We start from the raw sequence: 15,533 nt of genomic DNA, 5'->3' as shown, positions 1-15,533 counted from the left end.
CCTTCGTCGCCGACCAGCTCAACCGCCGCCCACGCAAAACGCTCGGCTGGGAAACCCCAGCCGAGCGTCTGCATAAACTCATCGCGGCCTAGACAACCGACCACGTGTTGCAACGACCACTAGAAACCGCCCCGAGGTCGTGGGCCCTTCGGTGGAGCTAGGAGCGGTCAGCCCGTTTCAGGTCAGCCCGTTTCCAGGCCGGCCCGTTTCGGGTCGACCCGTCTCAGGCCGGCCCGTTTCGGTTCAGTCCGCTCCGGTTCAGCGCTCGACCTCGCCGCGGATGAACTTCTCGACGTTCTCCTTGGCCTCGTCGTCGAAGTACTGGACCGGCGGGGACTTCATGAAGTACGAGGAGGCCGACAGGATCGGGCCGCCGATGCCGCGGTCCTTGGCGATCTTCGCGGCGCGCACGGCGTCGATGATGACACCGGCCGAGTTCGGGGAGTCCCAGACCTCGAGCTTGTACTCCAGGTTCAGCGGGACGTTGCCGAACGCGCGGCCCTCGAGGCGGACGTAGGCCCACTTGCGGTCGTCCAGCCAGGCCACGTAGTCCGAGGGACCGATGTGGACGTTGTTCTCGCCCAGCTCGCGGTCGCGGATCTGCGAGGTGACGGCCTGGGTCTTGGAGATCTTCTTGGACTCCAGGCGCTCGCGCTCGAGCATGTTCTTGAAGTCCATGTTGCCGCCGACGTTCAGCTGCATGGTGCGCTCGAGGACGACACCGCGGTCCTCGAACAGCTTGGCCATCACGCGGTGCGTGATGGTGGCGCCGACCTGGGACTTGATGTCGTCACCGACGATCGGCACGCCGGCCTCGGTGAACTTGTCCGCCCACTCCTTGGTGCCCGCGATGAACACCGGCAGGGCGTTCACGAAGGCGACCTTGGCGTCGATGGCGCACTGGGCGTAGAACTTGGCCGCCTGCTCGGAGCCGACGGGCAGGTAGCAGACCAGGACGTCGACCTGCTTGTCCTTGAGGATCCGGACGACGTCGACCGGGGTCTCGTCCGACTCCTCGATGGTCTGGCGGTAGTACTTGCCCAGGCCGTCGAGGGTGTGGCCACGCTGCACGGTGACGCCGGTCGGCGGCACGTCGCAGATCTTGATGGTGTTGTTCTCGCTGTTGCCGATGGCGTCCGCCAGGTCGAAGCCGACCTTCTTGGCGTCCACGTCGAACGCGGCGACGAACTCCACGTCACTGACGTGGTAGTCACCGAACTGGACGTGCATCAGGCCGGGGACCTTGCCGGCCGGGTCGGCGTCCTTGTAGAACTCGACACCCTGCACCAGCGACGCGGCGCAGTTGCCGACGCCCACGATGGCTACGCGAACCGAACCCATTCCGGTTGCTCCCTCTGATCTCATGAGGTCCGCCGGGCGGGCGGAACTCGTCCTGCTTCATCGATGACTGCTTGTACGGGCGCACGAGGCGCCCACTCCTGCCGCGCGGCACGAGGCTGGCGCGGTGTCAGCGCTCCTGGGCGGAGCGCCCCGGGCGGTCGTACGGTGGCTCGGGCGGGTCCTGGGACCCGTCCTCCTGGCCACGGCCGTCCGAAGTCTGGGGGTGTACGGCGGTGGTGCCGTTGGCGGGGCCGGGCCGGCCGGTCCGGTTGGCCCGCTCGGTCTCGATCAGCTCGTTGAGCCAGCGGACCTCGCGCTCCACCGACTCGAGTCCGTGCCGCTGCAGCTCGACGGTGTAGTCGTCGAACCGCTCGCGGGCGCGGGCCAGCGAGTTGCGCATCCGCTCCAGGCGCTCCTCCAGTCGACTGCGGCGGCCCTCCAGGACGCGCATGCGCACGGCCCGGTCGGTCTGCCCGAAGAAGGCGAAGTGGACGCCGAAGTGCTCGTCCTCCCAGGCGTCGGGCCCGGAATCGGCGAGCAGCTCCTCGAAGCGCTGCTTGCCCTCGGCGGAGAGCCGGTAGACGATCTTCGACCGCTTGCCGTTGAGCGCGGTGGCCGGGACGTACTCGACGTCCGGGTTGTCCTCGACGAGGAAACCCTGGGCGACCAGGCTCTTCAGGCAGGGGTAGAGCGTTCCGTAGGAGAGTGCGCGGAACGTCCCGAGCAGGATGTTGAGCCGCTTGCGCAGCTCGTACCCGTGCATCGGGGCGTCGTGGAGCAGGCCGAGGACGGCGAACTCCAGCACTCCTGAGCGTCGGCCCACGGGTGTCGTCCTCCTCCCTCTCGACCCTGGTTCGGCCGAGCACCGGAACAGTATGCCGTTTCGATGTATCGGCTCGATATATCGAGAACAGTAAGCCTGGCCCCCGAAACCGGCAAGGGGGGCACGCGTGAATGTGATCACAAGCCGACGCGCGGGTGGGGTTGGCAACGGGCCTGTAATGATCTGACGCCTTTTTGCGGCTAATAGTGGCTGATGCCCGATTAGTTGTATTTCCAGGCTGCGTACGCTGTCGCGTGTGCACGAGGACCACCTCCGGGGTTAGGGCGGTTTGCGGGCATTCGGACGTGAACCCTGCCTTCAGGCTTGAATCGCCTGGCGAGGAGTGGCTGCAACATGAGCGAACGGCGCCGAAAGACGCCCAACCCGGGCGGTGACGGGCCGAAGCCCCCGGAGAACGGCGCAGGTCGTCGGGGTGGACCGGGACAGGACGAGCTGCGTTCGGAGGGCCTCGGCCGCTCACGCGCACAGGGCGTCCGGGAGACCGCTCAGCAGCCGCGGATGACACGGGCCGAGATGCGCAAGGCCGCCGCCAAGGGCGGCCGGGGCAAGAAGGGCGCCGCCGCGGCGACCGCGGCCGCTGCCGCCGGGCCGGGCAAGAAGCGCTTCATCGACTACCCGCGGTTCGGCAAGACCGGCGTGCGGCGCTGGCTGCCGTCCTGGAAGCAGTGGCTGAGCGGCTTCCTGCTGGTCTTCGGCTGCTTCGTCGGCCTGGTGTTCTACCTGTACCAGACCACCCAGATCCCCGACATGAACTCCCTGGTCAACCGCCAGAACACCATCTACTACTGGGCCGACAACACGGAGATGACCCGCAAGGGCGAGGCGAACCGTCAGATCGTCGAGCTCAAGGACATCAGCCCCAACCTGCAGAACGCCGTCATCGCCGCGGAGAACCAGGACTTCCGCAGCGACAGCGGCATCGACCCCAAGGGCATGCTGCGCGCCGTCTACAACATGGCCAAGGGCGGCGAGACCCAGGGCGCCTCGACGATCACCCAGCAGTACGTGAAGAACGCCTACCTGAGCCAGGAGCAGACCCTGGACCGCAAGGTCAGGGAGTTCTTCATCACCCTGAAGATCAACCAGAAGCTCGACAAGAACGAGATCCTCAAGGGCTACCTGAACACCAGCTGGTTCGGCCGCGGCGCCAACGGCGCCCAGGCGGCGGCCCAGGCGTACTACGGCATCGACGCCAAGGACCTCAACGTCTGCCAGAGCGCGATGCTGGCCAGCCTGCTCAAGGGCGCGACGTACTACGACCCCACCAACCCGAACAACAAGGAGCGGGCCGAGGGGCGGTGGGCCTGGATCCTCGAGCAGATGGTGAAGATCAAGGCCATCAGCCCGGAGGAGCGGGCCAAGTGCACGGCTTACCCGATGCCGATAGCGCAGAAGGCCAGCTCCAAGATGAACGGCCAGATCAGCTACCTGGTCGACACCGCCAACCGCTACGTGACGGCCACCGACAAGACCATCACCCAGCAGGTGATCGACAAGGGCGGCCTGAAGATCTACACGACCTTCGAGAAGGACAAGGTCGAGGCCCTCAAGAAGTCCGTCGACGACGTCAAGGCCGCGAACCTCGACCCGGTCAAGCGCCCCGACAACGACACCTTCGTCCAGTTCGCCGCGGCGAGCGTGAAGCCCAACGACGGGGCCCTGGTCGCGATCTACGGCGGCGACGGCGTGGAGAACGGGCACTTCGACAACAACGCCGAGGTCACCGGGGTGCAGGTCGGCTCGACCTTCAAGCCCTTCGTGCTGGCCACCGCGATGCAGATGGGCGTGCTCACCTCGAAGGACGACAGCGGCAAGCCCAAGCGGATCAACGCCGACAGCCGCTACCTCTCCGACGACATGGCCGTGATCCGCAAGGTGGACGGCTCACCGGTGATCGGCGACGACGGCAAGCCCTACAAGCAGAAGAACGAGGACACCGGCAAGCGCGGCTACGTCTCGCTGCGCCAGGCCATGCAGTGGTCGTACAACGTGCCCTTCGTCCAGCTCGGTCAGGACGTCGGCAACGACAACGTGGCCAACATCGCCATGCAGATGGGCCTCAAGAAGGAGGGCCTCGCGGGCACCAACACCGCGACCTTCCCGATCGGCACCTCCACCGTCAGCCCGATCCGGATGGCCAACGCCTACGCCACCTTCGCGGCCAGCGGCAAGGCGGCCGAGACCTACTCCGTCACCAAGGTCGAGGTGGACGGCACGGAGCGCGCGGGCTTCGGCAAGAAGGACACCAAGGTCGCGCTGGAGCCGGCCGTCGCCGACAACGTCACCGACGTGCTGGTGAACGTGGCGAAGAACGGTACCGGTAAGGCCACCAACGCCCTGGGCCGCCCGGTGGCCGGCAAGACCGGTACCACCGACAAGAACAAGTCGGCCTGGTGGGTGGGGTACACCCCGCAGCTGTCGACCAGCGTCGCGATGTGGCGCGAGGACCCGAGCAAGCACCAGCGGGAGTCGCTCAACGGCACCGCCGGACAGGAGTCCATCCACGGTGGTGCCCTCCCGACCGACATCTTCACCCGGTACATGAAGGCCGCGCTCGCCAACGAGAAGTCCGTCGACTTCCCGACGCCGACCCCGGTCGGCACCGAGGTCGACTCCTCGGGCGCGCCGTCCACCAACATGCCGACCACCCCGGGCACCGAGGCGCCGACGCCCCCGCCGGTGCAGCCGAACCAGCCGCAGCCGAACCAGCCGCAGCCGGGCCCGACCACCTCGGGCGCCTGCGTGCCGGGCGTGGACTGCCCGGGTCAGCCGTCGCCGTCCAACAGCCACCACCCGGGACCGGGCCCGTCCACCCCCTGCCTCCCCCTGTTCTGCCCGACGCAGCCCACCTCGGGGCCGCCGAACGGCGGCGCGGGCAACGGCGGAGGCAGCGGCGGCGGCAAGCCGACCGGCGGCACGACGCCCACTCCCGGCGGCGGAGGGGGCGGCGGGGGCCAGGCCGCCCCGCAGTAGCGAACCGGAAGCCCCGACGGCGGTGGCGGTCCTCCTCGGAGGGCCGCCACCGCCGTTCTCGTCCCTCCGCCGTCCCTCCGCCGTCCTGCGGCCGTCCCGCCGCCGTTTCGTCGCCGTTGCGCTCCCGTTCCCGGTGCGGCCGCCGGAACGGTTTGCGGGGGCATCCTCGTCCAGGGCGGGCCGGTGCGGCAGGATGTGCGGCATGACGTCGAGCGATCGTGACGAAACCGCCGCCCCGCCCGGGCCCGGCACCGCCGCCCCGTCCGCTCCGGCAGGCGTCGCCACGGCCGCGCCGCCGGCGAACACCGTGGTCGTCCCGGCCGACGAGGACCCGGTGGCGGCGGCCGGCAGCGAGGTCTTCGGCGGCCCGCCCGGCCGCCGCGCGCTGCTCGGCGTCTCCTGGTGGGTGCCGGCCCGCTTCCTGGCGCTCGTGGTCATCGTGATCTCGGCGCTCGGCATGGCCCAGAAGCTGCCCTGCTACGAGCAGGCGTGGTTCCAGCCGGGCTCGCCGCAGTACATCCACGCCTGCTACAGCGACGTCCCGCACCTGTTCTCCGGGCGCGGATTCTCGGCCGGGCTGCACCCGTACCTGGACCGCATCCCCGGCAGCTCGGGGGACCTCCAGTACCTCGAATACCCGGTGCTGACGGGCCTGTTCATGCAGGTCGCGGCCTGGCTGACCCCCGGCGGGGACCAGCAGAGCCAGGAGCAGTGGTTCTGGGCGATCAACGCCGGGATGCTGATGGCCTGCGCGGTGATCGCCGTGGTGGCGCTCTCGCGCACCCACCGCCGGCGCCCCTGGGACGCGATGATGTTCGCGCTCGCGCCCGTCCTGCTGCTCAACGGCACCGTCAACTGGGACCTCCTCGCCGTCGCCCTGGCCGCGGTGGGCATGGCCTGGTGGGCCGGCTCCCGGCCCGGCTGGGCGGGCGTCTTCATCGGCCTGGCCACCGCCGCCAAGCTCTACCCGGTGCTCCTGATCGGCCCGCTGCTGGTGCTCTGCTGGCGGGCCGGGAAGTGGCGCGGGTTCCGGGCGATGCTGGGCGGGGCGGTGGGCGCCTGGCTGCTGGTCGACCTGCCCGTCATGTTCGCCAACTGGCAGGGCTGGTCCACCTTCTACGTGTTCAGCAAGCACCGCGGCGAGGACTACGGCTCGATCTGGCTGCTGCTGATGCGCTGGCGCGGCGCGGCCCTGGCCGACCTCGACCTGTACATCGGGGTGCTGATGGTGCTGGGCTGCGTGGCCATAGCGTGGCTGGGCCTCTCGGCGCCCCGGCGGCCGCGGTTCGCACAACTGGCCTTCCTGGTGGTCGCGTTGTTCGTGCTGACCAACAAGGTCTACTCGCCGCAGTACTCGCTCTGGCTGCTGCCGCTCGCGGTGCTGGCCCGGCCGCGCTGGCGGGACATCCTGATCTGGCAGGCGTGCGAGGTGCTCTACACCCTGGGCATCTGGTCCCACCTGGGCTTCGTCACCGGGCCCAAGCAGCACGGCATCGGCGAGCCCTGGTACAACTTCGCGCTCGTGCTGCACGTGTTGGGCACGCTCTACCTGGTCGTCGTGGTGGTGCGCGACGCCCTCTACCCGGACCGCGATCCCGTCCGCTGGGACGGCAGCGACGACCCCTCCGGCGGGGTGCTCGACCGCGCCCCGGACGCCTTCGTCATCGGCACCGCCCGGTACCTGCGCGAGCAGGAGAGCTACGCCGCGTACGCGCCGGCCGGCCCCGAGGGGTGGCTGTACGAGCAGCCACAGCCGCCGGAGCCGGCCGAGAAGAGCTAGCGCGCGAGCCGAAGGGCCGCGCCGGTGCCGAAAGGGAGAAGCGACCAGCGAGGTACGAGCGCCGGAGCGCCGACCGTCGGCACCGGGTCAGAGCGGCCCGGAGGCGAGCCGAGCGCCCTCAGAGCAGATCAGCGGTCCACCACGCGGTCGAAGTGCGTGGTGGTGTGCCGCACCTGGAGGCCGAGTTCCTCGCCGATCGCGGGGGGCTCGGTCTCGCCGTCCAGGAACAGCAGGGAGACCTGCATGTGCGGCGGCTCGGCGAACCAGAGCTGCTTGCCGGCCCAGTGGAACGGCGACTTGGTCTTGTTGACGGTCGCCAGGCCCGCCCGGGCGATGCCCTTGGCCCGCGCGCCCATGCTCTGCACGTACTTGGGCGCCTCCAGGCCGATGCCGTGCGCGGTGCCGCCGGCGACCACCAGGATGTGGCCGTCGGAGGGCGCCGGGTGCTGGCGGTAGCCGTAGCGGTCGCCCTTCTTGAGCCGGGTGACGTCCAGCACCGTCGCCCGGACCTCCAGGGCGCCGTGGTCGCCCAGCCAGAGCCGGGTGCCGATCCGGGCCCGGAAGACGGTGCCCGGGTAGCGCTGGGCCAGCTGTTCCATGCCGGCCGCGCCGAGGTGGCTGACGAAGACGGTGTGCACCGGGATGCCGACCGCCCTGGCGGTGTCCACCCAGTACGCGACCTCCTCGACGGGGCTGGAGCCGTCCGGCCGGTCCATCGGCAGGTGCAGCGCCAGGCCCTCGAAGGAGACGCCCTCGAGCTCGGCGGCGACGGTGCGCAGGTCGTCCGCGCTCACGCCGTGCCGGCGCATGGTGGTCATGCACTCCAGCACCACCCGGGCGCCGTGCAGCGCCCGCAGCGCGTCCACGTTCGCGACCGTCCGGATCACCCGGGCGTGCGGCAGCGGCAGCACCTCCTCGCCGACCCGGTACGGGGTGAGCACCAGCAGTTCGCCGCCGTACCACTCGGCCGCGTCGGCGGCCTCGTACGCGGTGCCGACGGCCAGCACCCCGGTGCCGAGCAGCGTCGCCTCCTCGGCCAGCCGGTGGTTGCCCAGGCCGTAGCCGTTCCCCTTGGCGACGGGCACCAGGCCGGGGAACTCGGCGAGGACGGAGCGCTGGTGGGCGCGCCAGCGGTCGGTCTCGAGGTAGAGCGACAGCGTCATCGGATAAGCCTCCTCAGCGGCGGGCGGTGGGTCAGCGGCGGGACATGTAGAGGTCCAGCGCCTTGTGCAGCAGCTTGTTCAGCGGGAAGTCCCACTCGCCGAGGTACTCGGCCGCCTGGCCGCCGGTGCCGACCTTGAACTGGATCAGGCCGAACAGGTGGTCGTTCTCGTCCAGGGTGTCACTGATGCCGCGCAGGTCGTACACGCCGCCGCCCAGGGCGTACGCGTCGCGCATCATCCGCCACTGGATCGCGTTGGACGGCTTGACCTCGCGCTTGTGGTTGGCGGAGGCGCCGTAGGAGTACCAGACGTGCTCGCCGACGACCAGCATCGTGGTCGAGGCCAGCGGCTCGCCCTCGTGGTAGGCGATGTAGAGCCGCATGCGGTTCGGGTCCTCGGAGTTGAGGGCCTTCCACATCCGCTGGAAGTAGGCCAGCGGGCGCGGGGTGAACTTGTCGCGCTCGGCGGTGACCAGGTAGAGCTGGTGGAAGATCGGCAGCTCGTCGTAGCCGCCCTGGACGACCTCGACGCCGCTCTTCTCGGCCTTCTTGATGTTGCGGCGCCAGAGCTGGTTGAAGCCCTTCTGGATGTCGTCCAGCGAGCGGTTGGCCAGCGGCACCTGGTAGACGTAGCGCGGCTGGACGTCGCCGAAGCCGGCGCCGCCGTCCTCGCCCTGCAGCCAGCCCGCCTTGCGCAGCCGGTCGGCCACCTCGAAGGCGCGCGGCTCGTACCAGTCGGCCTCGATGTCGCGCAGGCGCTTGGCCTGCTTGCCGGCGATGGCCTCCTTGATGGTGGGGGCGTTCCAGCGGCGGATGACCACCGGCGGGCCCATCTTCACGGAGAACGCGCCCTGCGACTTGAGGTGCGCCAGCATCGGGGAGAGCCAGCGTTCGAGGTCGCGGTCGAACCAGTCGATGACCGGGCCCTCGGGCAGGTAGGCCAGGTAGCGCTTGACCTTGGGCAACTGGCGGTAGAGCACCAGGCCGGCGCCGATGAGCTGGTCGGTCTCGTCGAACCAGCCGATCGACTCCGAGCGCCACTCGGCCTTCACGTCACCCCAGGCCGGCACCTGCATGTGGCTGGCCGAGGCGCGGCTCCTGATGAAGGCGAGGTGCTCCTCGCGGGTGATCGTCCTCAGGCGCAGGCTCATTGCTCGGTGCTCCTCGTCGGTCGGGCTGCGGTGGCCCCAGGTTCTCGGGCTGACCCTATCGTCCGGGGCCCGGGGGCCCGCGGCTGCGGGCAGGACGGCGCCCCCGTCGCGTACCTGTCTGCTTGCAGATACGCCACGGGGGCGCTGAGGGTTCCTGGACGGCCCGACCGGGCGCGGTCGGCCCCTTCCGGTCAGCCTCCTTCGGTCGGGCTTCTTCGGTCAGCCCCAGAGACCGCCGCGGGCGATGCCGAGGTAGAAGCCGACCGCGGAGGCGCCCAGCGTGACCATCAGGACGAAGCGCTCGGCGGTGGTGACCGAGACGAACATGCCCCACAGACCGGTGACGATCCCGGCCAGGCCGGTCCACGAGGTCAGCAGGTGCAGGTTGTAGAAGAACGAGGTGGTGAAGGCGATCACGCCCAGCACGGCGGTGAGCGCCACCAGGGTGTTCTCGCGGGGGTGCGGGTGGCCGTCGGTGTTCAGCGTGAGCGCGGGCATGCGGTGGACGGACTGGGCCATGAGTCCCACCTCCAGGCGTGGAGACGAACGGGCAGGAATCCCGTTCGTCCAGATTGCGGCGGTTGGGTCCGTCCCACAACCCCTGTGCGTTTTGTTCGGCCGTCCGGGTGCAGGTAGGCTGTGCCGTCTGCACTGGTGTAGTTGTGCCCCCTTGTGCCCTCGTGAGGGTCAAACCCTTTCGGGTGAGCGGGGCCCGACTGTCGGACCCGGCCGCTACGGTGAGCCGGTGTCGTCACCGCACCGGTGCCGACGCTACGCACAACCCTCCTGCCACGGAGAGACCGTGGCCGCTGAGTCCAAAGGAGGTGGGTTACTCATGCGTCACTACGAGCTGATGGTCATCCTCGACCCCTCGGTCGAGGAGCGCGCTGTCTCCCCCCTGATCGAGTCCTTCCTGGCTGTCGTCCGCAACGGCGGCGGCAAGGTGGAGAAGGTCGACACCTGGGGTCGCCGCCGTCTGGCTTACGAGATCAACAAGCAGTCCGAGGGCATCTACTCGGTCATCGACCTCAAGGCCACGCCTGAGGTCGTCAAGGAGCTCGACCGCCAGCTGGGCCTGAGCGAGTCGGTTCTGCGGACCAAGGTCCTGCGCCCGGACACCCACTGAGCCACCTCTGAGGCCTTCGGGTCTCGGGTAGCTCGCGTCCGCTGTTTCACGTGAAACATGCGGTGAACGGACAACTTCCCGAGAGGTCATCTCCACCATGGCAGGCGAGACCGTCATCACCCTCGTCGGCAATCTCGTCGACGATCCCGAGCTGCGCTTCACCCCGTCGGGTGCGGCGGTCGCGAAGTTCCGCATCGCGTCCACCCCCCGCACCTTCGACCGCCAGACGAACGAGTGGAAGGACGGCGAGAGCCTCTTCCTCACGTGCAACGTCTGGCGTCAGCCGGCGGAGAACGTGGCCGAGTCGCTTCAGCGGGGCATGCGCGTCATCGTGCAGGGCCGGCTGCGCCAGCGGTCTTACGAGACCAAGGAAGGCGAGAAGCGGACGGTCTTCGAGGTCGAGGTCGACGAGGTCGGCCCGAGCCTGCGCTCGGCGACCGCCAAGGTCACCCGCGCCAACCGCTCCGGCGGTCCCGGCGGCGGTGGCGGCTTCGGCGGCGCCCAGCAGGGCGGCGGCGGCCAGGGCAACTGGGGTGGCGGCGGTGGCGGCCAGCAGGGCGGCAGCTGGGGTGGAAACTCCGGCGGCCAGTCCGGCCCGTCCGACGATCCCTGGGCGTCCAGCGCCCCGTCCGGTGGGAACCAGAGCGGCGGCTGGGGTGGAAACTCCGGCGGCAGCGGCGGTGGCGGCTACTCGGAAGAGCCTCCGTTCTAAGAGCTGACAGATTTCGTGCGGCCCGGCCGCCGGCGCCCTCGGGCGCGGACCGGGCCGTGAACCCCAAATGGAGCACACCATGGCGAAGCCGCCTGCTCGCAAGCCGAAGAAGAAGGTTTGCGTCTTCTGCAAGGACAAGGTCAACTACGTTGACTACAAGGACACGAACCTGCTGCGGAAGTACATCTCCGACCGCGGAAAGATCCGTGCCCGCCGGGTCACCGGCAACTGCACCCAGCACCAGCGTGACGTCGCCACGGCCGTGAAGAACAGCCGTGAGATGGCGCTGCTGCCCTACACCAGCACCGCGCGCTAAGAGAGGGTGACCGAGTAATGAAGATCATCCTCACGCACGAGGTCCCGGGTCTCGGCTCCGCCGGCGAGGTCGTCGAGGTCAAGGACGGCTACGCCCGCAACTTCCTGGTCCCGCGTGGCTTCGCCATCCGCTGGACCAAGGGTGGCCAGAAGGACGTCGACGCGATCCGTCGCGCCCGCAAGATCCACGCCATCCAGACGCTCGAGGCCGCTACCGAGGTCAAGGGCAAGCTCGAGGGCGTCCAGGTCAAGCTGGCCGTCCGCTCGGGCGACGCCGGCCGTCTGTTCGGTTCGGTGACCCAGGCCGACGTCGTCGAGGCCATCAAGGCCGCCGGCGGCCCGGCTGTGGACAAGCGCGCCGTCGCGATCGCCTCGCCGATCAAGACCGTGGGCACCCACAAGGTCTCGGTCAAGCTGCACTCGGACGTCGTGGCCAACCTCGACGTCGCCGTCGTGGCTGCCTGAATTCCTTAGCAGTGGCCTGAGGGCCGGACTCCTCCGGGAGTCCGGCCCTCGGTCGTTCCCGGGTTAGGGCGGGTCTGACAATTCCCGCCGGGCGGTCGCCGCTCCCCCAGCCTTCGGCCGGGAGGTACCCCCAGGGCACAAGCGCACCTCGACGGCTTCTCGTCAGTCGCCAATGCTCCGCAGTGGCTCCCTCCTCGGCACCGCCGATGCACGCACCCCAACGCCGCCCGCTGATCCGACGCCAATTGTCAGACCCGCCCTAGCCGCGGACGGCGCCGGTGACCAGCCAGCGGCCGCCCCGGGCGCGCCAGACCAGGAACGCGGCGCGGACCAGCAGGAACAGGTTCATCGCCCACCAGAGCCCGGCCAGACCGGTGCCGCTGGCGGGGACGGCCAGGGCGACCGGGGTGAACACCGCCAGCGTCGCCAGCGCCGCCCGGGCCAGGTAGGGGCCGTCCCCGGCGCCCATCAGCACCCCGTCCAGGACGAAGACCAGCCCGGCCACCGGCTGGCTGAGGGCGAGCAGCAGCAGGGCGGTGCCCAGCTGGGCCTGGACGGCCGGGTCGGGCGTGAACAGCGGGATGTACAGCGGCCGGGCGAGCACCGCCAGCAGGCCGAGCAGCACCCCGGAGCCGACGCCCCACTCGACCATCCGCCGGGTCGCCCCCCTCGCGGCCGGGACGTCCCCGGCGCCCAGGAAGCGCCCGATGATGGCCTGGCCGGCGATGGCGATGGCGTCCAGCGCGTAGGCCAGGAAGTTGAACAGCGTCATGGTGACCTGGTGCGCGGCCACCTGGTCGTCGCCGAGCCGGGCGGCCACGGCGGTGGCGAGCATCAGTACGGCGCGCAGGCTGACCGTACGCACCAGCAGCGGGCCCCCGGCCCTGGCGCTCGCCCGGATGCCGGCCCGGTCCGGCCGCAGGGAGGCCCGTTCGCGGCGGGTGCCGCGCACCACCACGACCAGGTAGACGGCCGCCATCCCGGTCTGCGCCAGTACCGTCCCCCAGGCGGAGCCGGCCACGCCGAGCCCGGCGCCGTAGACCAGGCCGGCGTTGAGGCCGAGGTTGGCCGCGAAGCCCGCCACGGCCACCACCAGGGGGGTGCGGGTGTCCTGGAGTCCGCGCAGCACGCCGGTGGCGGCCAGGACCAGGAGCATCGCGGGGATGCCCAGGGAGCTGATCCGCAGGTACGTCACCGCGTACGGCGCCGCCGTCGGCGAGGCGCCCAGGGCGGTGGCCACCCAGGGGGCCAGCAGCAGGGTGAGCAGCACGACGGGGACGGAGAGGGCGGCCGCGAGCCAGAGGCCGTCGACGCCCTGCTGGACGGCGCCCCGGCGGTCACCGGCGCCGATCCGGCGGGCGACGGCCGCGGTGGTGGCGTAGGCGAGGAAGACGAACACCCCGGTCGCGGTGGACAGGGCGGCGGAGGCGACGCCGACACCGGCGAGCTGTGGGGTGCCGAGGTGGCCGACGATCGCCGAGTCGGCCATCAGGAAGAGCGGCTCGGCGACGAGCGCGCCGAAGGCGGGCACGGCCAGGGCGAGGATCTCCCGGTCGTGACGGCGTCCGGAGGGCGGCGCGGTGGGGGCGGCGGTCATGGGCACCAGCGTACTCATCCACAGGTAATGGCTGCTATGCCTTATCAGGCATTACTCGAACGTGTGGAGGACGGTCGCGGAGAGTGTGGCGCCCACAGCCGTCCGGCAGCGTGTGAAGAATTTCTCATGCACAGCCCCGGGAAGAGGTAATCGCAGGTCAGCGAGTTGACAGTGGGGCGATGGTCGGTTTATCCACAGGAGCTTCCACAGGGGTGTCCACAGCTTTGCGGCAGTTCTCCACAGACCGGGGCCACTCGTCCACACCCCCTGTGGATAACCGCCTTGGCGACAGGGCTCCCGGCGCCTTAGCGTGGGCCCTCCACCCGACACTCCCGCCCGCCCCGGCGTCCGGTTTGTCGCTGCCGTGGCGTACAAAGAGGAGCGGCTCCGCTCCAGACTCGCACCACTCGCTGATCGGGGAAACGCGTGACCGGCCCCCAGTACGACCCCCACGACGCCCCGCCGCCGGAGGAGGACTGGCAGCCCGCCGAGGACCCGTTCCCGGCCGGGGCCTTCGACGACGCCCCCTTCCCTGACGGGCCCGGCGACCGCCTCCCCGTCTCCCGCAACCGCGGTGGCCAGGGCGGTGGCGGCGGCGGTGGCGGCGGTCAAGGCGGCGGTGGTCAGGGCGGTGGTCGCGGCGAGGGCTTCAAGAAGGGCGGCTTCCAGAAGGACGGGTTCCGGGGCGGCAAGGGCGACCGCCGGGACGGCGACGGGGACGAGGGCCAGGGCGGCGCCGACGGCTTCGAGCGCGTCCCCCCGCAGGACCTCGCCGCCGAGCAGTCCGTCCTCGGCGGCATGCTGCTCTCCAAGGACGCCATCGCCGACGTCGTCGAGGTGCTCAAGCCGGCCGACTACTACCGGCCCGCGCACGAGATGATCCACGGCGCGATCCTCGACCTCTACGCCCGCGGCGAGCCGGCCGACCCGATCACCGTGGCCGGCGAGCTGACCAAGCGCGGCGAGCTGCAGCGCGTCGGCGGCGCCTCCTACCTGCACACCCTGGTCAACTCCGTCCCGACCGCGGCCAACGCCGAGTACTACGCCCAGATCGTCAACGAGCGCGCCGTCCTGCGCCGCCTGGTCGAGGCCGGCACCCGCATCGCCGGCATGGGCTACGCGGCCGAGGGCGACGTGGACGAGATCGTCAACGCCGCCCAGGCGCAGATCTACGCCGTCACCGAGCAGCGGACCAACGAGGACTACGCCCCGCTCGCCGACATCATGGAGGGCGCCCTCGACGAGATCGAGGCGATCGGCTCCCGCCAGGGCCAGATGTCCGGCGTGCCGACCGGCTTCGCCGACTTCGACGCCCTCACCAACGGCCTCCACCCCGGCCAGATGATCGTCATCGCGGCCCGCCCCGCCATGGGTAAGTCCACCCTCGCGCTGGACTTCGCCCGGGCCTGCTCGATCCACAACAAGCTGCCGAGCGTGATCTTCTCGCTCGAAATGGGGCGCAACGAGATCGCCATGCGCCTGCTCTCCGCCGAGGCCCGGGTCGCGCTGCACCACATGCGCTCCGGCAACATGACGGACGACGACTGGACGCGCGTGGCCCGCCGGATGCCGGACGTCAGCGAGGCCCCGCTGTTCATCGACGACTCCCCGAACCTGTCGATGATGGAGATCCGCGCCAAGTGCCGCCGGCTCAAGCAGCGCAACGACATCAAGCTGATCGTCATCGACTACCTCCAGCTGATGCAGTCCGGAGGCTCCCGCCGGGCCGAGAACCGCCAGCAGGAGGTCTCGGACATGTCCCGTAACCTCAAGCTGCTGGCCAAGGAGCTGGAAGTGCCGGTCATCGCGCTCTCCCAGCTGAACCGTGGCCCCGAGCAGCGCACCGACAAGCGGCCGATGGTGTCGGACCTGCGAGAGTCCGGCTCCATCGAGCAGGACGCCGACATGGTCATCCTGCTGCACCGCGAGGACGCCTACGAGAAGGAGTCCCCCCGCGCGGGCGAGGCCGACCTGATCGTCGCCAAGCACCGTAACGGCCCCACCGCGACGATCACCGTCGCCTTCCAGGGCCACTACTCCCGCTTCGTCGACATGACCCGGGACTGA

Annotated in this window: 13 protein-coding genes; 7 read left to right on the top strand and 6 right to left on the bottom strand. The window is 70.2% G+C overall.

Features of this window, described 5'->3' with window-relative positions:
• Window positions 1-258: 258 nt before the first annotated feature.
• Window positions 259-1,341 carry an inositol-3-phosphate synthase gene (locus ACIBCA_RS16605; protein WP_396283580.1) on the bottom strand — a complete coding sequence of 361 codons (1,083 nt, stop codon included), beginning with the start codon at window positions 1,339-1,341 and terminating at the stop codon, window positions 259-261.
• 127 nt (window positions 1,342-1,468) lie between these two features.
• Window positions 1,469-2,164, bottom strand: coding sequence for a PadR family transcriptional regulator (locus tag ACIBCA_RS16600; protein ID WP_396283579.1), 696 nt, complete (start codon window positions 2,162-2,164; stop codon window positions 1,469-1,471).
• A gap of 519 nt (window positions 2,165-2,683) precedes the next feature.
• On the opposite strand from ACIBCA_RS16600, the gene ACIBCA_RS16595 reads away from it, so the two are divergent.
• Together ACIBCA_RS16595 and ACIBCA_RS16590 are read left to right on the top strand one after the other, a co-directional pair.
• A complete protein-coding gene (locus tag ACIBCA_RS16595) occupies window positions 2,684-5,158 on the top strand; it encodes a transglycosylase domain-containing protein (RefSeq protein ID WP_396283578.1) in 2,475 nt (824 codons plus the stop codon).
• 202 nt (window positions 5,159-5,360) lie between these two features.
• Window positions 5,361-6,938: a glycosyltransferase family 87 protein gene (locus ACIBCA_RS16590; protein WP_396283577.1), complete on the top strand. Its 1,578-nt coding sequence runs from the start codon at window positions 5,361-5,363 to the stop codon at window positions 6,936-6,938.
• Window positions 6,939-7,066: 128 nt separating this feature from the next.
• On the opposite strand, the gene ACIBCA_RS16585 is transcribed toward ACIBCA_RS16590, so the two are convergent.
• From ACIBCA_RS16585 to ACIBCA_RS16575, 3 genes are all read right to left on the bottom strand, one after another.
• Complete coding sequence (locus ACIBCA_RS16585; protein ID WP_396283576.1) at window positions 7,067-8,101, bottom strand: alanine racemase; 1,035 nt, start codon at window positions 8,099-8,101, stop codon at window positions 7,067-7,069.
• A 31-nt stretch (window positions 8,102-8,132) separates the two neighbouring features.
• Window positions 8,133-9,251 carry a lipid II:glycine glycyltransferase FemX gene (locus tag ACIBCA_RS16580; RefSeq protein ID WP_396283575.1) on the bottom strand — a complete coding sequence of 373 codons (1,119 nt, stop codon included), beginning with the start codon at window positions 9,249-9,251 and terminating at the stop codon, window positions 8,133-8,135.
• A 219-nt stretch (window positions 9,252-9,470) separates the two neighbouring features.
• A complete protein-coding gene (locus ACIBCA_RS16575) occupies window positions 9,471-9,770 on the bottom strand; it encodes a hypothetical protein (protein WP_396283574.1) in 300 nt (99 codons plus the stop codon).
• A 316-nt stretch (window positions 9,771-10,086) separates the two neighbouring features.
• Between ACIBCA_RS16575 and rpsF the strand changes: the two genes are divergently transcribed.
• The 4 genes from rpsF (at window position 10,087) to rplI (ending at window position 11,869) form a co-directional block, all read left to right on the top strand.
• Window positions 10,087-10,377, top strand: a complete 291-nt coding sequence (gene rpsF / locus ACIBCA_RS16570) for a 30S ribosomal protein S6 (protein WP_030278276.1) — start codon at window positions 10,087-10,089, stop codon at window positions 10,375-10,377.
• Window positions 10,378-10,474: 97 nt separating this feature from the next.
• A complete protein-coding gene (locus ACIBCA_RS16565; RefSeq protein ID WP_396283573.1) occupies window positions 10,475-11,089 on the top strand; it encodes a single-stranded DNA-binding protein in 615 nt (204 codons plus the stop codon).
• A 79-nt stretch (window positions 11,090-11,168) separates the two neighbouring features.
• Window positions 11,169-11,405 carry a 30S ribosomal protein S18 gene (gene rpsR / locus ACIBCA_RS16560; RefSeq protein ID WP_030059640.1) on the top strand — a complete coding sequence of 79 codons (237 nt, stop codon included), beginning with the start codon at window positions 11,169-11,171 and terminating at the stop codon, window positions 11,403-11,405.
• Between the two features lie 17 nt (window positions 11,406-11,422).
• Window positions 11,423-11,869 carry a 50S ribosomal protein L9 gene (gene rplI, locus ACIBCA_RS16555; RefSeq protein WP_396283572.1) on the top strand — a complete coding sequence of 149 codons (447 nt, stop codon included), beginning with the start codon at window positions 11,423-11,425 and terminating at the stop codon, window positions 11,867-11,869.
• A gap of 259 nt (window positions 11,870-12,128) precedes the next feature.
• On the opposite strand, the gene ACIBCA_RS16550 is transcribed toward rplI, so the two are convergent.
• Complete coding sequence (locus ACIBCA_RS16550; protein WP_396283571.1) at window positions 12,129-13,466, bottom strand: MATE family efflux transporter; 1,338 nt, start codon at window positions 13,464-13,466, stop codon at window positions 12,129-12,131.
• Between the two features lie 426 nt (window positions 13,467-13,892).
• Here ACIBCA_RS16550 and dnaB point away from each other — a divergent pair, with 426 nt between their 5' ends.
• Window positions 13,893-15,533, top strand: a complete 1,641-nt coding sequence (gene dnaB, locus ACIBCA_RS16545; RefSeq protein WP_396283570.1) for a replicative DNA helicase — start codon at window positions 13,893-13,895, stop codon at window positions 15,531-15,533.

The organism is Kitasatospora sp. NPDC051170 (assembly GCF_044455705.1).
Lineage (GTDB): Bacteria > Actinomycetota > Actinomycetes > Streptomycetales > Streptomycetaceae > Kitasatospora.
The sequence above is the reverse complement of the archived record's forward strand: the minus strand, read 5'-3'. Positions and strand labels throughout refer to the sequence as shown.